At 38.6% G+C, this 21114-nt stretch carries 7 protein-coding genes; 4 read left to right on the top strand and 3 right to left on the bottom strand.

The features are described from left to right. Positions 1-210 precede the first annotated feature (210 nt). Entirely contained in the window at positions 211-5649 is a 5439-nt protein-coding gene (locus ACQ33O_RS09710; protein ID WP_430995379.1) for a beta strand repeat-containing protein, read from the bottom strand. A gap of 601 nt (positions 5650-6250) precedes the next feature. Here ACQ33O_RS09710 and ACQ33O_RS09715 point away from each other — a divergent pair. The 4 genes from ACQ33O_RS09715 to ACQ33O_RS09730 all read left to right on the top strand — a co-directional run bounded on the left by ACQ33O_RS09715 (position 6251) and on the right by ACQ33O_RS09730 (position 12555). Next, positions 6251-7438, top strand: a complete 1188-nt coding sequence (locus ACQ33O_RS09715; protein ID WP_430995380.1) for an MFS transporter — start codon at positions 6251-6253, stop codon at positions 7436-7438. A 280-nt stretch (positions 7439-7718) separates the two neighbouring features. Further along, positions 7719-8486, top strand: a complete 768-nt coding sequence (locus ACQ33O_RS09720) for an HAD family hydrolase (RefSeq protein WP_430995381.1) — start codon at positions 7719-7721, stop codon at positions 8484-8486. A gap of 41 nt (positions 8487-8527) precedes the next feature. Next, a complete protein-coding gene (locus tag ACQ33O_RS09725; RefSeq protein ID WP_430995382.1) occupies positions 8528-10264 on the top strand; it encodes an MFS transporter in 1737 nt (578 codons plus the stop codon). Then, the gene (locus ACQ33O_RS09730) at positions 10261-12555 is read left to right on the top strand and encodes a glycosyl hydrolase family 65 protein (protein WP_430995383.1); all 2295 of its coding nucleotides are present in this window, start codon (positions 10261-10263) and stop codon (positions 12553-12555) included. Before ACQ33O_RS09725 ends, ACQ33O_RS09730 begins: the two co-directional genes overlap by 4 nt. Positions 12556-12621: 66 nt before the next feature. On the opposite strand, the gene ACQ33O_RS09735 is transcribed toward ACQ33O_RS09730, so the two are convergent. Beyond that, entirely contained in the window at positions 12622-13662 is a 1041-nt protein-coding gene (locus ACQ33O_RS09735; RefSeq protein WP_430995384.1) for a PorP/SprF family type IX secretion system membrane protein, read from the bottom strand. A 30-nt stretch (positions 13663-13692) separates the two neighbouring features. After that, entirely contained in the window at positions 13693-21042 is a 7350-nt protein-coding gene (locus ACQ33O_RS09740; protein WP_430995385.1) for a PKD domain-containing protein, read from the bottom strand. Positions 21043-21114 lie beyond the last annotated feature (72 nt).

A 21114-nucleotide genomic window follows, 5' to 3' on the forward strand; every position in this document is an offset into this window, starting at 1 on the left:
CAATCTTTAGAAAACATAGTGTTGTAATTTTTTAATTATAATAACTATGCGATTAATAAAAAGACGTTTAATGTATTTTCTAAACCTATCAAGATTTAGCTCGAGCTTACGGTGGTCATCCCGACAAAAAGTAGGAGCATTGTTGTTCCTACTTTTTTATTGAGTATTTTATTGATATAAAAGGGGGGGCTCTCTTAAAATCAACGATTGCTATTTTGTTACTTTCAGTATAATCGATGTATTATCCGGACCGACTATCTCAAGATGATAAATACCTCTTGCCAAATTGTTTTTGTGCTTGATTATTTCTGCTTGATTTGATTCAGTATGATAGAACTTATCGGTAAACATTATCTGACCTATGCTATTTAATAAACGTATAGAATATAATCCTGTTGGTTTATTATGCATGTATAAATTGATCACATTGTTTTTTATCGGATTTGGATATACAGCAAATGGTTGTTGTAGTGAAGAAACTCTTACACTTACAATTTTGCTATACACTTTTTCAGCGTTGATTCCGATACTTATGATTCGGTAGAAGTTTGCACCAGATTGTATGTCTTTATCTATCCAGTTATATACTCCATTGCCTCCTACATTTACAATTGCTATCTGTGTAAAATTAATTCCGTCATCAGATCTTTCTACAATGTATTCTTTAGTATTTATTTCGTCTGCAATATTCCATTCAATTTTGATTTCAGCTTTATCTGTCAATTGAGTTGCTTTCACATCCACAAATTTTACAGGGAGCGGACCATCACTGCTACGTCTGAAAACGATCTTAAATCGATTGATGTCTGCAGAAGCTGCATTGCTGTTATCTATTGTGAAATTGTAGAAGCCTGTATTGTTTCCACTTACATCGATCGGCATTGATGTGCCCGTATATTTATCTTCCAGATAAGCATTCAATGACGGACTGAAATTTTGTACACGAAATTTGAACTGATAGGTTTTATTACTAAGTAGTTTGGTCAAAAGAAAAATAGTGTCATTTTGATTTGGCAATTTTCTTTTTTCAACTGCAAGTTCTTTTCCATTGCTTAAAATACTTAAGCCTTCTTTTACGTTAAACGACGCAAGTTTGATAGCATCTTTTTCGTTGACCTCATTTTCGTATGTTGGAGAATAGGTATTTGCCACAGCATCAGCAATGGATAAGCTATTGTCATCTCGTAATGCATACATCGTAGTGTATATTTTTGTTACTTTATTAATGCCGACCGGCCTGCTTGATAAACCTATATTCGAACTACTTGTTTCTTTATCTGCTTCATGGAAGCCGAACGTATGAGGGGCGGATTGTGAGTAAACTCCAAAACCTACACCCGATTGTATTATGGGATCAAGTTCGTCGTAACCACTCTCGTTAAGAGGGATTGTGTACTCACCATTTCCATCACTTGTAACTTCAATAAATTTGCCTACAGGATTGGTTGAGCCGCCTACTACTTTTGGATCAAAAAGATATAATGTATAGCCAGAAGTGCTGTAAGGCTGCCCGTGAAAAGTCAATCCATCAACATGTATGGCAGAAGCATACGGGTTTCCCAATACATTAAAATAAGGTAACAGTGTTTTTGTTGTATCGCCTGCATATAAATATCCTTTTGCTCTCAGCGTAGTAGGCTTCGCAGTGATATATTGATTACTGATCTGAATACTTCTATCTCCACGAACAAAGATCATAAATGCTTCTTTTGATGTGATGATCGTGTCTGTATTGGTTAGTGTATGGTATTGAACATTTGTGCCTATAACCCCTCCGGGTTTAATATAGTACATTGATGGATTATTGGTACTTCCAACATCATAACCATCAGTAGGGCCGTTGGCTATAGTACTCTTGGTAATATGTGTTCCGTAACCGGGATTAGGGTTGTAGCCTGTTATTGAATTTGTTGCATCTGTAGTCGCAGTTGTTGGAGTAGCATTTTCTTGCCATGCTTGTCTTACAGTTTCAGCATTTCCATCGTTTTTAAAAGGTACTGTAAGTAAATGCCATCTTCTTGCTGAAATAGTAGTGGCTATATCCATATATCTTTCTACACAGAATTTTCCTGTGCCTGTGTAACTAAATCCTGCCGTACTACCGACTACGCCTACACGAGCAGTTTTACTTACTGTAGAAAGAATTGTAACAATAGCGTTATTCAGATTAACGATTCCTGAAGATGGTGTAAGTGCCCCACTGATGGAAAAGTTGTTATTGAACGTAATTCCGGCTGCATTGTTTATAGTAATATTATTTTGTGCAGAAACGGAGCCTGTTGCTCCCGGGAACACTTGCGGATAAGTGCCATTGAAATTCAGATCACCATTATTGGTAAATGTGCCGGAGCTTGTATAAATTCCACTTACTGTTAGGGAACCTCCACTATTGATTGTAACAGCAGCATTGGTTTGTATGGAAATACCTTTACATAAAGCAGCTACGCCTGTAGTAATAATAGGATAGGAGGCACTTCCGCCATAATTTGTTATAACAACACTATCTGTTGCTGATGGGATACCTCCACACCAGTTACTTGGCAGATCCCAGGTTGTAGATCCTGTATTAAGCCATTCTACATAAGCTTTAGAAGTAAGTGTGCCAGCGGCAACATTAAATGTTTGGGTGCATCCACCTAATGTTAAAGAAGTAATTGTTATTGCCTGACCTGCCATTGCAGCTGTAATGGTTGTTGAAGTAAAACTTGCACTTCCCGAAGCAGGTGTAAAGGAAGAAGAAGTAAAAGAACTTGATCCAATAGTGTAACCTGCTGCAAATGTACCGGATGCAAGTCCGGTTAAATTAATTGTTGTAGTAGAGTTAACGCAAGGCGAAGTAAATGAAGCACCTGTTAATGTATAAAAGACTGTGGGTACTACTTCGCCTGTAACTGGAGTGAGGTATGCTGAGGCCGAACAAGTATTGCCATTGAAATATATTACAGCTAACTGTCCGGCAATTAAATGCGAACTTAGTGTACCTACAAAGAATTTACCGTAGGTGCCGGTTGTACTTGGGTTGGTAGCCCAATTGGTAATATTGAGTGTGGCAGAAGTCCAGGTAACTCCACTACTATTTGCAAACTTGATGGAATGAGCTGTATTACCCAAGATAATTCCGCAGTTGCCCGTTAACGTTAGTGTGCCTAAAGTGTTGGTGCCGCTACTAACATTTGTTGTTGCGTCACCCACACCACCGGAAGTGCTTAAAAATCCGCTGTTTAAAACCATATTACTATTGGTGGGGATAGTATTTTGTGTGCCGATTATGACTGTTCCGTTATTTACAGTTGTTGTTCCTGTATATGTATTTACTCCGGTGAGTTTTAATTTACCTGATCCTGAACTTGTAAAATTCCGTCCGGAAATTATTCCTGAAATTCCATCATTCGTACTACCACCGGTAGTTACAGTTGCGGCGCCATCGGTAATGGTAATATCGCCACCGGTACCATTTGATCCTGATGCACCTGTGCCTGTTCCACCGGAACCACGGGTAGCAGTAATATTTTGCGTACATGTAATACCGTTAGATCCTGTAATGCTAATAGTTCCTCCAGTACCACCGGTACCACCTGTTAAACCGCCATTGCTACCGCTTTGTCCACCGGTTCCACCAGTAGCTGTAATTGCAACAGACGTTATTGATACAGAACCCGATGATGAATTAACTGTTATATTGCCTGCATTTCCGCCGGTAGCACCATTTGAGCTGGATCCTGATTGCGGCGTTGTACCTGGGATAGAAGTTAGTCCGGCTGTAATTGAAATATTACCAGTAGCCGTTACATTAATATTACCCCCTGTTCCACTGGTGCCGGCTAATACATTGGCGCAACATGCCGGACTACCGCCATTTCCTCCGGCAGAACTCAATAAACTATTTAAGGTAATAGTTCCACCAGTAGTATTGACAGTAATATTTGCACCTGTGCCGCCAGGTTTTCCTACTCCGGAACTAGATGCGCTACCAGATCCGCCACCTATAGCTGAAATAGCTGAAGAAGTATTTACTTGTATATTTCCTGTTGCATAAATGTTGATTGCGCCTGCATTACCACCATTACCACCAACACCATTTGACGCATTTGTACCGGCAGCAGCGTTAGTAGTAATTGTTGAGCCTATGGTTATGCTTCCGGCAATTGGAGTGCCGGAAGTACCAATTGATACTATTCCGCCACTACCACCTGCACCACCTGTTCCACCATTTCCTGCACTGGTAGTTCCTCCGGTGGCACTTAAGGCACCGGAAGTACTTACAGATGCGCCGGCAAAAGTTATATTGCCAGCTGTACCACCTGTTCCCGGAGAGCCATTACCTCCATTGGTATGTGGTCCACCAATACCACCATTTGTAGTTATTGTGGATGTTAAACTGATGCCACCTGAACCACTAGCTGTGATATTAACTGCACCGCCAGCACCGCCATTTGAAGAAGTGTTACTATTTTTTGCTGCTCCTCCTGTTCCGCCTGTTGTATTTATTGGCGCACTAACAGTAACAGTGCCGCCACTTGAATTTATAGTAACTGTATTGCCGGTTCCGCCGGCGCCTACTGTAGCACATTGGTTACACCCACCGTTGTTTCCACCTATAGCTGTAATTCCTGTATTGGCTCCAATTGAGATATTACCTGAAGCTGAAATGTCAACTATTCCGGCATTACCCGAACTTCCATTAGCGCCCGATCCGCCATTTGAACCACTCGTACTTGTTACTGCACCACCGGAAGTAAGAATAGCAACAGCAGAGCCGGAAATTGATATGGCGCCGGATACAGCGCTCAATATTACTTTACCTCCATTGCCACCATTACCAAATGCGGCATTGCCATTTGCTGCACCACTATTTCCTCCCAAAGCCGTCAGTATTCCACCGGTTGTAATTGTTATTCCTCCAGGACCGGAAATATTTATATTAGCACCAATGCCACCGTTACCACCAGCAGTTGTACCGGTTGTAGGTTGAGAGCCTACGCCACCTGTTGTGGTAATAGCTGCACTAATACTAACGGTATTGCTAGGGCCTGCTTTTACAACTACACTATCACCTAAGCCTCCAGCAGACAAAGCAGTAGAAGCCAATCCTGAATTTGTTTTACCAGTTAAATTAATGGCACTGCTGATCGTTACGTTTCCATTACCACTTGCATTAAGCGTTAAGGTATATGAATTACTTGTTGAAGGATTAGCGGCTGTTATTGCAGAACCTACAGTTATACTACCTGTACTTGTACCGCCTGATGAAGTAGCTGATTTAATTGTTACACTTCCTGGTGTTGACGCAGTAATTGATACCCCACCTGTAATTGTACCTGTTGCTGTACCGGTAAGTATGTTTTGTATTTCTGCAACACTTACTGTTGCTGTAGACGCATTTGGTGTAAATGTATACAAAAGCGTAGCACCTGAACCAGAAGTTGTCCATACTCCTCCGGTTGAAGCATTGATACCTACGCTATTGTTGATTGTTACTGCTGAGTATTGCGCTTTAATAGTGTCAGTGCTAGCTAAAAGCAAAAGGATGAAAGGAATATATATCCTCAATTTTAAAAAAAAGGGATACAGTAGGTGAGTGATAAGCTGATCGCCGCTTAAATCAAAATAATTATGCGTTCTGTTTTTTAGTGTACAATTAATGATCATCTTTTAGTTTTATTTAAAAAAGTTAAAAGATAGAATATGGGATTACGGCTTAATGCAAGCAGCAGAAGGTTTTAGTAATAATCTATGGCTTATCGGCAATAACTCAATCACTTAATTGAAAAGCATGAATCATATCGCTGAAGCATGACATCGTTAATGTAAAACTACAAAATAGAAAGAGTATTTGCAATAATATTGAGTATATATAAATGTTTTTTTCAGTATTAAGCTTTTAAGTAATAATTATAATGTGTATCAATTAGTTAAATGCGAATTAATATTATTGATATATAGGCAAAATATAGTCAAATAGCTTAGTTTTTGATCTTACAGGATTCTAAAAAAAACGTTGATTGTTTAAATGCATGAAAGATCTATAACCAAGTAGGAGTAAGTTCAATTAGTTTATTTATCTTGATCAAAGTTGTTAGCAATATGCAGAGATGTGATTAAAATTTATTTCTTGAAAAATATTCATAACCAGGCATATCACTTTCTTTGAATTCAAAACATAAAATACTTTTCGATGTGTTACTTTTGAAAAAAAATCAACAACTGATTTTTTTAAGATCATCAATCAAAGATGATCAGTTTGTTTTCTATGTTAAAAAACATCTCTTCCTTTATAAAAAATAAACCTGCATTAGCTGTCGGTTTTTTATTTGCTACTTCAAGTCTCTTGTTCGGTATTTGGGTGGCTTCCATACCTGGTATTAAAGCAAGTTTAGGATTAACGGATGGAACGGTTGGTCTGTCATTATTATTTTCTCCATTAGGTGCCATATCGGGAATGCTTATTTCAACAAGAGTATTTAGTAAGATAACGGTAGGAAAGTGGATGCTGGTGGGTTATATAATATTGTGTTGTATCATGTTATTACAGATCAATTCGGTAAATCGTGTAATGTTTTGGGTCAGTCTTTATTGTTTCGGTGTAGTTAGTTTTCTGAATGGAGTTGCATCCAATGCAACAGTGAATATTATGGAGAGGAAATTTGGTAAGCTTATGATGAGTACATGTCATGCAATGTATAGCCTTGGTGGTGCAGTCAGCGCAGGTGTAGCGGCATTGTTGTTTTACTTACATATTCCTTCCGGCTGGCAGATCACTATTGTTGCTGCTGTGATCATTTCCGTTATCATTTCTAACAGAAAGCATTTGTTGGCGAATAATGATATCATTCACTCAAGATCGAACGTTAAATTTCCGTCATTGACAATACTCGGAATTTCATTTATGTGTATGGTTAGTTTTATGGCTGAAGGTTGTGTGGCAGATTGGAGTGCAATTTATTTTAAAGAAGTATTGCATGCTCCTAAAACATTCATAAGTCTGGGGTATGCAGGTTTTTCAATAGCAATGACCCTTGGTAGGTTAAATGGAGATATGCTGTTCTCAAAATTTGGCAGCAAAAAATTGGTTATTGCAGGGAGCCTACTGGCATCATTAGGTTTCTTAATTGTAGTACTAGCACCCGGAATTGTAGTGGCTATTGCAGGGTATATCTTAATAGGGTTGGGGTGCTGTTGTACTGTGCCGATATTATTCAGGGCATCGGCTAATATTCCGGGCTTGAGCTCGGTTGAGGGCTTTGCAATGGTAACTACCGGAGGGTTGGTGGGGTTCCTTGTCGGACCTTCAATTGTAGGTTTCATTTCTGAAAAAGCTGGCCTTGCCAAAGGTCTTTCTTTGTTAATACTAATGACGCTACTGGCTGCATTGGCGGCTTGGAAAAATAAATTCTTATCTAATAAAAAGTCCACAGATTCTTCTTTATCTTTTGATTGACACTAATACCAAGCTATTTTTTGTACAATAAAATTCTTGAATATCGTATGCTTTTGAATATATATTATTTTTGATAATGTAAATTTATGCATATGTTAATCAATTAGTTATAGTGCTAGATATTCCTTTTTTTGAAATATTTACTATGTATTTGCTATATTGCTTGTCAATGCCTTTTTAGTTTCTTTATATTTGTTAGCTTGATAAAATGCTGATTTTATAACGATTGCAATCTATTATTTACTTCTAATTTTTTTGGGGTTCTCCCTTTTATTACATTATGCTGAATTTTGATGCGGTGATCTTTGATATGGACGGGGTTATTACTCAAACAGCGGTTGTCCATTCAACAGCCTGGAAAAATATGTTTGATGAATATCTGCATTTCAGGGAAAAAAAATACAATGAACCTTTTAAGGAATTTACACATACCAACGATTATTTACCCTATGTGGATGGTCGACCTAGGTATCAAGGGGTTCATCGATTTTTAGAATCAAGGGGTATCGATATTCCTTTTGGCGACTCTGGAGACGAATCAGGAAAAGAAACAGTTTGCGGTTTGGGCAACCGGAAGAATGAGTTGTTCAATAAAATAATGGAGAAAGATGGAGTGGCTTTATATGACTCTACCATTATTTTGATCAATGATCTGATTAAAAAAGGCATCAAAATAGGTGTGGCAACTTCCAGTAAAAACTGTGTGCTCATTTTAGAAAAGGCAAAAGTGATGCATTTGTTTGAAACACGTGTTGATGGAGTAGTGGCTGCAGAAATTGGTTTAAAGGGAAAACCTGAGCCGGATATTTTTATAACTGCAGCCAATAATCTTGGTGTAGAATATAGTCGTGCTGTAGTAGTGGAAGATGCTGTATCCGGTGTACAAGCTGGAGCGAAAGGGAATTTTGGTTTGGTAATAGGTGTGGCTAGAGAAGAAAATGAACATGAGTTGAAAAGTAACGGCGCAGATGTGGTGGTTGAAGATCTATCACAGCTAAGCATAGACGAAATAAATAAACTCATACTCGTAAAAAAAGAAAAAGTATAACGTTTGCAATACATATTTTAGTCTACATCTAAAACAGCAATATGAAAAAAAAACCTTTATTAAGTTTCTGGCAATTATGGAATATGAGTTTCGGATACATCGGAATTCAATTTGGGTTTGCTCTACAAAACAGTAACCTCAGCCGTATATTCGAAACGCTTGGTGCTAAACAAGATGCAATTCCAGGATTGTGGATTGCAGCACCTTTGTCGGGATTGATCATTCAGCCCATAATAGGTTACATGAGTGATAGAACATGGAATCGTTTGGGCCGTCGTAAACCATATTTTTTGGTAGGTGCTATTCTTGCATCACTGGCTTTGTTGATATTGCCTAATTCGCCTGCATTATGGGTTGCTGCCGGTATGTTGTGGATGTTAGATGCATCGATCAATATTACGATGGAGCCAATGAGAGCATTTGTCGGAGATATGTTGCCGGATGAACAAAGAACAAAGGGTTTTGCCATGCAAACTTTCTTTATTGGTGCAGCTTCTATTGTGGGGTCATTGTTACCATGGCTCATCACTAAAGCATTGGGAGTATCTAATACTGCACCGGAAGGCATTATACCCCCATCTGTTAAGTTTGCATTTTATACTGGTGGCATCATTTATATATGTGCTGTTTTGTGGACGATCTTTACCACAAAAGAATACTCTCCTGAAGAGCAAGCTGCATTTGAAGGAAATGAAATAAATGATGCGGCAAAAGAAGGGGATGAACTAGTGCTTAATACAAAAAAATATTTCACTTCAGGTTCAATTTATTTGATTGCAGGTTTGATCACAACTTTTATTATTTATCAATTTGGTTGGGATAAAGAAATATATATTCTATCATTAGCGATTGCTGCTTACGGGATCTTACAGTTGATTACGGCACAATTATATAATGCAGGACAAAGAGCCGGCCTGGTTGAGATCATTTATGATATGAACAACATGCCTGTTGCAATGAAACAATTGGCTGTTGTAACAATATTTACCTGGTTTGCTTTATTTGCGATGTGGATCTATAGCACCAATGCAATAACAAGCACAAAGTATAATATGAAAGTAGGCAAAGAGGTAGTTCTTGCCATGCAAAAAGATATTGATGCTGTTTTAAAACAACCGTCTATCGATGAGAAAACGAAACATCAATTCGAAGCACTGCAGGCAGACATTAATGATATAAATAAATATAGACCAAATGATAATCCTGTAAATGTTTCAGTTAACCTGGCTAATCATTATGCAGATAGCGCCAATACAATTTTCTCGGCTGCAGATAAGGTAGAACTAAAAAGAGTGGGGAAAGAATACAATGATGGTGCTGATTGGGTAGGAGTACTAAACTCTGTCTATAACGGTGTAGCGGCATTGGTCGCATTTTTATTGCCGCTAATTGCAAGAAGGTTTACAAGGGTAAAAACCCATTTCCTTTGTTTACTTGCCGGCGGTTTAGGTTTAATATCTATGTACTTTTTTAACAGCCCTAATTTATTAATACTCTCGGAGATAGGTATTGGTATTGGATGGGCAGGTTTGCTGATATTCCCTTATGCCATTTTAAGCAGTACAGTGCCGCAGAAAAAAATGGGGGTATACATGGGTATGTTCAATTATTTTGTTGTTATTCCTCAAATACTTGCGGCAGCCTTACTTGGCCTGCTCGTAAAAACTGTATTAAATGGTAATGCCATATATGCAATTGTATTGGGAGGCATTGCAATGATCATTGCAGGAGTATTAATGTTATTTGTTAAAGATCCAAAAGACCGTCATTCATTATGAGCAAAGGCTGGAAAGTAAGCGCTGATCAATTTATAAATGAGAAAGAAAGCATCATGCGCATGGGCAACGTTTACCAAATTGCAAACGGCTACATGGGTTACCGTGGTACACTTGACGAATTTGGGCTCGATGAATTGGTAGGTATAACCATTGCAGGTATTTTTGACAGAGTAGGAGATTCCTGGAGAGAACCTGTAAATGCCCCTAATGGTGGTTATACAAAACTAACGGTAGATGATAACGAAGTTTCAGCATTAACAAGTTTGGTAAAAAGGCACAGCCAAACGCTGGGTTTAGTCAATGCTGTTTTTGAAAGAGAAACAGTTTACGAAGTAAATGGCAAAGTACTTACAGTTAATACTGCAAGATTTTTGTGTGCAGATAAACCAAATATCGGTATTATTAAATATAGTTTTTCTGTTGATAAAAAAGCTTCAATAAAGATCAATACCGGTATTGATTGCAATATCTGGGATTTGAATGGGAAGCATCTTGTTGACCTTCAACTTGAAAAAAACAATGACGCACTGTTAGTACAGGCGGTTACCAATGAATTGCGTAAAAAGGTTGTTGTTGCAGAAATGATCGATGCATCATTCGGTACTGAAGTACATGAAGTAAAAAACAATCAAAATTTACGTGTATTATCATTGGATGCAGCTGCCGGAAAAGTATACACATTCTACAAATACTTTTCTGTGTTTACTGAAAATGATAGCGTTGATGGTAGCTTAACTGAAGCAGCAATTAATTCTGTAAAGGCAGTAAGGGTGGTAGGTTATGAAAAAAATCTGGCTGAACACAATGCTGCATGGGCAAAAAAATGGGCTTATTGCGATGTATTGATAGATGGAGATGCTGAGGCGCAACAAGCTTTGCGTTATAGCATTTTTCAATTATTAATTGTTGCACCTGTGAATGGCAGTGCTAATTCTATTCCTGCAAGGGCTTTATCCGGGCAAGTTTATAAGGGAGCTATTTTTTGGGATACGGAGATGTTCATGTTTCCGTTCTTTCTATATACCTATCCTGAAAAGGCAGTGGAGTTAATGCGTTACAGAATTAAAACACTGGATGGAGCAAGAAGAAAAGCGAAAACAGAAAGTGTTGGATTTGAAGGAGCGTTTTATGCATGGGAAAGTCAGGATGATGGTGACGACGCTTGTACGTATTTCAATATAGGAGATCCCAATACAGGAAGAGACCTTCGTACACATTTCAGAGATAAACAGGTACACATTAGTGGTGATGTTGCTATTGCCATGTGGGAATATTTTAAACTAACCGGAGACGATAGTCTTTTACTGGAGGGTGGTGCTGAAGTTATTTTAGAATGTGCCCGTTTTTATTTTTCTTACGCTTATTTCAACAGAAATAAAAACAGATTCGAAATTTTAGATGTGATCGGGCCTGATGAATATCACGAACGGGTTAATAATAATGCATTTACAAATATGGTTGCAAAAGCTACTTTTGAAATTGCCAATGCAACTGTAAAATATTTGAAACAAAATCATCAGGAAGCGTTCAATACACTTATAACGAAAATCAATATTGCCAATGAGTTGCCTCTTTTTGTAGAAGCTGAAAAGCTGTTGTACATACCTCAGCCGGATAAGCACACTAAAGTTATCGAACAATTTGATACTTACTTCAAATTGAAAGAGATAAGCATAAAAGAATTAAAAAGTAAGATGATCCACCCGAATGAATATTTAGGAGCAGGGCAGGGTTTGGCTGTTCCAACACAGGTGATCAAACAAGCCGATGTGGTAATGATGCTGAATATGTTCAAGGATCGTTATCCAAAAGAAATTAAAAAAGCAAATTGGGAGTATTACGAACCCCGTACAGAGCATGGCTCTAGTTTAAGTGCTTGTGCTTATGCCATGGTAGCAACAGAATTTGGCAATACTGATTTTGCATATGAATATTTCCTGAAAACAGCTAAAATAGATATCGAAGCTAAGTATAAAGTGTATGTAGGAACTATATTTATGGGTGGATCACATCCGGCGGCTAACGGTGGCGCATGGATGACAGCTGTATTTGGCTTCGGTGGTGTTAAGGCAGGAGATGAGTATGTGACCATTGATCCGAGGTTATATAAAAAATGGAATGCTCTTCAGTTTAATATGATCTATAAAGGGAATAGGTTTAATATAAAAATTACGAAAGATGAAATTGTTATTGATGCCGAAGCGTCAAACAGAAACAGCTGTAAATTCATCGTTACCGGAAAATCTTTAGATTGTGCACCGGGTAAAAAAGAAACTATTAAATATGGATAGTTGCATCTTTCAAATAAAAAAGTCCGAAAATTATTTTCGGACTTTTTTTATTAATTGAAAAATATTTTACCAATGACAAGTAGGGCATTTAAATCTGAAGCTATTGCCTAATAAGAATCCTACAACAATTTCATGTGTATTACCCTGATAATTTCTTAGTCTTGAAGTACTGGCAAAATCATAAGAGTATCCTATGTTCAATGTATTGCTGATATTCACACCGGCCATTGCTGCAAAACCTCCCAACTTATCTGTATGACGATAACTTGCTCCAAACCATAATTTATTTTCATACTGAAATTTCATATTCGCATGAACTTGTACAGGTTCAGGATTGATCCATTGTACTAAAACCGAAGGAAGGAAAGTAAGCCCGCTTGACATTGGAACACGAACACCACCCGATACAAAAGTGTGAGGAACTAAGTAAGTTCCATATTTGCTGTCTTTTACAAATCTTGTTTTTGCCGGCACAATATTTAGCATTGATGCACCCACAAAGAAATCCTGTGAATAGAACCAAAGGCCAACGCCTAATTCAGGTACAGATTTTTTGAGTTCGCCGGTTGCATATCCAATCGCAGGATCATTAGGATCCATTGATGTATTACCCCAATCGATTTTTGAACGATCTACAGTTACACTTGAAAGTCCTGCCTGAAAACCTAATGATAAAGTTGTTTTTGGGCTTAAGCCTTTATGGTATGCGTAAGAAGCCGCAACACTAAAACGGCTAAGATAACCTGTTTTATCATTGATGATACTTAAACCAACACCATGGTGAGTAGGAGATGTTACGTTCTCTTCGTACCAATCATTACCAACAGAATTTTCTCCCGATGGCTCAAAAGAGGTAGGTGTGGTTTTGTAATCAGCCTTACCGATTGGAGCATGTACTGTCATGTACATTGTTTGTGGAGCTCCGGGAATATTCGTCCATTGGTCACGGTAGCTAAGTTTCAGATCTGTATAATTCTCAATACCTGTTAAGGCAGGATTAAGAATATAATTGTTCAGAATGTATTGAGTGTAATAAGGCTTTTGCTGGGCAAAAACATTGCCACCCAGTACAAGCATTCCTACAATCATCAATTTAAACTTATTCATAAAAGCATTTTTTCGTTAATGTTCTAAATCTTATTTGAGGATAGTTATGTAACCTACTTTAGGATCTACCATACCATCTAATTCAATGATATAATAGTAAGTACCTATCGGTAAAGGTTTTCCTTTAAAGTTACCGTCCCAGCCTTTAGGATCGTATTTTCTTGTTTCATAAACAACTTGACCATAGCGGTTAAACACCTGAACTCTTTGTATCGGGAACCTTGGTAATTGTTCTATTATCCAGAAGTCATTTCTACCGTCGTTATTTGGCGTAAATGTATTTGGAACTTTAAAGTCTTGAAGAACCAATACTTTAACCGAACTATCAAATTCACAACCATCTTTTGTTACAACATGCAATTTGTAAGTAATGTCTTCCAATGGTGTACTTACAGGTTTCAAGATCGCAGGATTATCTAAGTAAGTATTTGGCGACCATGTATAGGTTTGTATATTACCTTCAACCGTAGGGTTAAGTGTAACATTATCACCCAATAATACCGTTCTTAAATTATCCATTCTGATCTTCGGTGTAGCATACACGAAAATTGGTTGAGATGCCTGGCTAACACATCCGTTAGTAGCTGTATCGGTATAGGTAATGATATGATTACCCGGACCGGCTAGTAATGGGAAGAATTGGTTAGTGTTGTTAATGATTCCATCTCCGGTAAAGTATGCCGAATCTATCGGAAGACTGTTTGCATCTACAGGTATTGCTATTTGTATTGTGTCTTTTTCTTCACAAATATTTGCAAGAGGAGCAAATTGTAAAGCTGGTGATGCCAATACAGCAATGGTTCTTACAGAATCTTTGAAACAACCATTATTAGAATATGCTCTGATCAATACATCGTAGTTCTTATCAGCCGACAGATCAGGATATTTGAATGTGTAAATGCCTGATGTTACCGGAGCATTATCAACTGTTTTCTTAGTTTGATCGCCTGTATAGTCCCAGAATATTTCTATTTTCGAAACACTTCCAAATCCATTTGGAACAGATTCATTGATCAATGTAACAGGCGTACTGCTACAAAGTCTGTTTGCGTTTACTATACTGTCTTTTGCAATTGGCGCACTAACAGCTGTTACATTTACCGGAGCCCCTGTAGTGGTACATCCCTGATCAGATGTAGCAGTAAGAATTACAGAATACACCCCACCCGCCGGGTAAGCATGTGTAAATGTAGATAGATGCAAGGTATCTGTATTATCACCCAAGCTCCATTTCCAATCTGTGATGCTACCGGAAGTAATAGTACTTGCATCGGTGAAAACTGCGTTTACGTTCGGTAAACAAATATCTGTTACGGTAAATAATGGAACAGGGTTAGGGTATACATTAACCGTTAATCTGAATGTATCGCTATAACAACCTTTGCTGTCTTTCACAACAAGTTTAGCATTATAACTTCCTCCAAGATCATAGGTGTGAGTAGTACCTGCAGTGTTAACTGTTGCAGTTTGTCCATCACCAAAATACCATTTCCATTCAACGATTGTAGCAGGGGCTGTTGCAGTAGAAGCATCAGTAAAGTTGACTACTTTGCCTGCACAACCAACCGCAGCTTGCGTGAATGAAGCAACCGGTAATGGATTGACAGTAACAATTTTTTCAGCTGTATCTGAAGTACAACCTGCAGCAGAAACAAAATAATGTTTGATCGTTTGCGGACCGCTTACAGACCACGAAGCAACCGTATCTTTTTTAGATAATGTACCGAATGAACCGTTGCCCAGATCCCAATACCATGATGCTGCAGTACTTGCTGCTGCTGTGCCGGTGCTTGAGAAAGAAGCAGGACTGTTTAGACAGGTTTCCGTTGGTGCAGTAAAGCTTGCTTTTGGTTGAGCAAAAATATTGCTGATCACTTTTGGTGTAGCCGCATTCGTACAACCATTGATACTGATAGTAGTTAGTTTAACAGTATAAGGGCCAACGCCTGTGAATTGATGGCTTGCAGGAGCTAAACCAATAGTAGTATCTTTTTTAGCACCATCACCATAATCCCAAATATTTTGGAAGCTGGATTGAGTGCCATCTGAAATTGTTGAAGTATTAACAAAAGTTGCAATGCCTGCAGGTAAACAAATATTTGTTGTTGGCAGATCAAAACTTGATGCAGGTGTTGCACTGATCGTAAAGGTTACAGTTGCTCTGTTTGTAGAATCCTGACAACCTTTAGATGATTCTATCCAAAGCGTAGCAGTATACGGACCGGTACCAGTGTATGTATGCGTTACTGTTGCATTGTTTGCATCATCTCTCGTACCATCACCAAATACCCAATGGCGTTTAACAACAGATGAACCTGCCGGTACTGTTGATTTATCGGTGAAGGTTACTTTCTTGATGCTACAATCAATGTCTTTATCAAATAAGTTTACCGGAAGTGCATTTACAGTGATTGTTTTAGAAACTGTATCTGAAATACAACCTACTGCAGAAACAAAATAATGTTTAATAGCAGTGTCGCCGGCAACATTCCAAACACCTACTGTATCTTTTTTAGATACGGCGCCAAAGCCGGTACCAAAGTTCCAGTACCATTCTGCGGCAGTGCTTCCTGTTGCAGTACCGGTTCCACTCAACGCAGCTTTTGCATTTACACAAACTTCTGTTGGTAAAGTGAAATTAGCTTTTGGTTGAGAGAAGATGGTATTGATAGTTTTTTGTGCCGTGCTTGTACAACCTTTACCACTGGTTGCTGTCAGTTTAACTGTAAAGTTGGTTGCTGTTGCATAAGCATGACTAACTGTTGATGGAGCAGGAGCAGCTTGGGTTGCTGTACCCAGGTCACCAAAATCCCATGCATAACTGATCTGACTTTCTGTGCCATCAGCAATGGTAGTTTTATTGGTAAATATCGCTGCATCGTTTGGCAAACAAACTTTTGCAGGAATATCAAAATCTGCAACTGGAGATACACTGATAGTGAATTTTCTAGTGAAGCCAGTGTTACTACAACCGTTACTTGTAGTAACTCTTAATGTTACTGTATGTTCAAGGGCATCATTAAATGTTTGTTTGAATGTTGCACCTTTTGTTACAGGAGATCCATCAATTGTCCAATTATAAGTTGTAACAGTACCGCCATTCGTTACAGACTTATCCGTAAACGTTACTTCCTTAGTAGTACAGTTTACATCAATGTCGAAAGAGTCTTTGGGTAAAGGTACTACTGTTACTTGTTTTGTAAATGGTGCTGCCGGAGAGCAACCTCCTGCAGATTTTACAGTTAAAGAAACTGTATAGTTTCCATCAGTAGCATAAGTATGTGTTACTGTTGAATTAGTATTTGTTACAACCGGACTGCCATCACCAAAATCCCACGTACGGGTATCAATGGTACCTATTGCAATAGTACTTTCATCTGTGAAAGTAGTAGCAGAGCCAAGGCAGGCAGTAGTAGCCGAGAATTTCGGTACCGGGGTAGCCTCTACCGTTATAGTGCTATCTTTTTTGTTTACACATCCAATGGGAGTGGTTACAGTTAGGCTAATATTCTTAACACCTGGTGTTGTATATGTTTGTGCCGGAGGATTTGCACCGTCAAAAGTTTTGCCATCACCGAAACTCCATTTCCAATCGTTTGGAGAACCCGAAGTTCCTGTACCAAAGGATTTATCAGTGAATGTGGTGTTGTCTCCTGTACAAAGCGATGTTTTGCTTATATCAAAATCAGCTTTCAAACCACCGCCAAAATCAATGTTCACACTATCAGACGAGTAACAGCCAACACTATTTAAAGTAGTAAGTTTTACTTTGTATGCGGTAGTTGTGGTACCCGGGTAAGTGTGAGTCTGTGGAGTTAGAGGGCTTGTGGTTGAAGTTACGTTATCACCAAAATCCCATTTCCAGCTCAATATGTTTGTACCAACCATTGGTATTGTATCTGCAGTGAATACAACCGTTGGGTTATTACATTTCGGATCGGCTTGTAAGTTTAAATTATCCTGACCTACGTTTACCAAAATTGTTTGTCGGTCTTCACCCGGACAATCTGTGAGAAAATTACCATAGGCTGTAACACTGAATCTATACAACGCATTTTCATTAAATGTATATGGTACCGGTGAAGAGTAGATGTAGAATGTACGTCCGTCAATAACCTTAGTACCTTCATATACAGCTTTACCGCCGGATGTTGCACCGTCTTTCGGCACATTCGGAGAAACTCTTACATCATTAGGGTACCAAACAATTTTGTCAACTAAGCTTGGATTATGAGGGAATCCAATTTTTAGCGTTATTGGAGTTCTAACACAAGTTCTTACAATTGTACTGCTTGAGTCTCCACCTTGTGGGTTAACAGAAAATTTATATGAAGAAAGGTTTTTAACCGCTGTACCTGCATTGAAACCATAGCTTTCTCCATCACCATAACCATAAGCAATGGCAACAAATCCTGTATCTGCAGTTAATGAGTGTTTCATTTTAGATGTTACCGGAAGAGATGCATAAGAGTAACCTGCATCTTGAGGATGCGGTTTAAATGTACCTGCTGCAGGTGTTGCGCCATCCAATTTAAAGGTACTTGCCTTAGAGGAAGGAATGATCACATTCATAAAACTGTTGTAAGCACCCGAACCATCAATGATACTTTTTCCTGATGTAGGAGAGAAGAATACAACATTTGAAATAGATTGTTCTACCGGACTTAAAATGATCATTTCCGGACCACCATCAATACCTGTTTGCGTAGTACAATCCGGTGTTAATTGGAATTGACTTACGTTAATTGGTTTATCACTTGTAATTGATAAAGGAAGGGCACTTTGATATTGATAATATATCGCAGAGTTATTTACCTTAACCAGGTTTGCTGTGGTTAAAGCAACACCATTTACCTTAACTATTGATGTAGAATCCTGGAAGTAAATACGGAAATAGTTAGGGGTAGAATTCGTTGTTGGAGCTGTTAAGTATTTAGTACCCCATGCAACTGAAGGGAACATTTGTTGTATCATATGATCCGAGCCGGTAGATTGAGTACATGTTAAACCTCCAACCAAACAACGTCCATTACCACCAAATACGGTGATCTTCTTATCGCAAGTTGTAGAAACTTTGGTACCACTCAGATCAAGTCCATTACCTGCCGGACTGAAACCACCAATTGCATTAAACACCTGACCTTTATTAAGTGTAACCGTATAAGTACCACTGGCAGCATAGGCAGTATTAGCAGGAGTCGTCAAATTTTCATTGAACAATGATGCCGGAGATGCATCAATGATTGGTCGGGTAGGCTTAAACGTTACTACCGTATTATCTTCATTTGCAATTACAAAGAAGAAAGAGTTTGGATTGCTGTTATTGCTTTCTCCACCAAATGCCTGCACAGTATAAGATGAATTCCATGTATTGGTAGGGAATACCATCGCTCCTGCAGCTGTATTTCCATGTGTATATGAATGCATATGAACAGCTACCGGAATATTTTTCTCTGTATATACATGGATAGATTTATTACTTATACCGGTAGAGAATAACCTGGCATCAGGTAAACCACCCGGGTTGGTTGCATCCGTTGCATCTCCCGTTGGGAAGCCGGTGAAAGCATAAGATCCACCCGGAGCAATATCCATTTGTTGAGCATATCCACCACTAGTAAGGTCACAGTGTACTCTTACAGTTTGGGTCGTGCTAGGATTTGTAACATATACGCTTAAACGACATTCATCAGCATCACCTGCCTTACGGCTCATTTTTTCCTGATAACCAAAACCTAAATAGAAATCGGTTCCGGCATTAGAAACATCATCAGGAGATTGTATTACGTTACCTTTTAGTATAACCTGATCGGCATCACCTACAGCAACTCCAGGGGCACTATGCGTAACTACAGCATTGAATGCACCGAACGATGCTGCAGAGAATTGAACAAAAATTGGTGTTTTAGGAACTTTTCCTCCTGAATATGGTAATGTAATAGAGTTGCTGAATCCTGTACTTCCGTTCAATGAAATTTTAAATCCACCGGCCGGCACAGAAATCGTAATTACACCCGATGCAGGTGATAAATTATTACCTGTCAGATAATATTGTGATACCAAAGAATTGGCACCAAATAAAATATCTCCAAAATCCAATGTTCCCGGTATTGCAGTTAATGTTGGAACAGGAAGACCGGTTTTAAAACAGGTATCTGCACTATAACCATAGCCCTGTGCATTATGAGCGTATGCCTTTACACAGTAATTTGTGTTAGGTTGTAAACTTTTAATAAGATCGGTAAATGAGTTTACTCCTGACCCTAATGCCATTATTCCGTTATTGGAATTGTAAGTCGGGTTTGGATTTAGACTCCATATAAATCCTTTCTCATCTACATAACTACCTCCACTATCCGGAACATTGCCTGTTGCATTTACTTTATTTGAAGAAATTGAGTTCAATTTTATTGTTGCAGTCGGCGGAGCCAGCGGTTTTGTTGTAAAGTTCTTCACAGCGCCAAGATGAACACTATTATCCAAGCCAATAGCATAAGCTTGATAAAAATAAGTTACACCTGGAGATAAAGGGCCAATTGTATCTGTAAAAGGTCCGTTGTCTGCAGGACGTGTCCATGTTTTTGTTGTTAAAGCTGTATCGGCTTTGGTATTGGTTAATGGAGATGCACTCCAGATAATACCGGTTGCCAATAAAGGAAGTGTACCCGGCGCTACCGTGCCGCTTGTAGCAGCATTGGTAATACCTGGGACAACGCCTCCGGTTGTAACGGTAGGAACAGTACCCGTTGGTTGATAAACAATAATATCATCTATTGTTGATGTGCTACCACCTGAATTGAAAATACCTACACGAACCGGACCGGTAACACCTGTGAAGTTTACACTATATGAAGTAAAGACGGTATTAACCGGAAACGATGAAGAAAAATTGGCAAAATTTCCCGGAATTGGGTTTGCGCTTGAATACGTAGGTTGACCGGCTTTTGTATCCGTTGCAACACCTACAGTGAAAGGAGAATTCATTACAGCCCAAAATGTAACACTTACAATTGCAGATGAAGTAACAGGTGTGATCAGGTAGCCACTTGACCCTAATCTTATACCACGGGTAGCAGAATGCACATTTCTTAATCTTGTATCGCTGGTAGTAGCCGCTTTTGAATACCACCATACACCATTATTTGGAACGGTATTTATTGAAGTAGTGGTAGAAGAACTAGCAGTATAGTAGGTCATTGTGCTACTTACAGATGTACCTGTAACCGTAACCTGACCACTGGTGGTTGGATTAATGCCTGTACCCCAATCCGGTTCTTCAAAACCTTCATTGATAATTTGTGCTTTACTATCTGTAAAAAGCCCGAATGTAAAAAGGATTAAAAACAGGGATCCGAGCAGGCCAACAGTAGATTTTTTCATAAATGTAATCGTTAGTAATTTATTGATATAGAGCCCGTTTTTGGCAAAACGCTGCCCAAGTATAAAAAAGAG

The sequence above is a fragment of the Ferruginibacter sp. SUN002 genome (genome assembly GCF_050611725.1).
GTDB lineage: Bacteria > Bacteroidota > Bacteroidia > Chitinophagales > Chitinophagaceae > Ferruginibacter.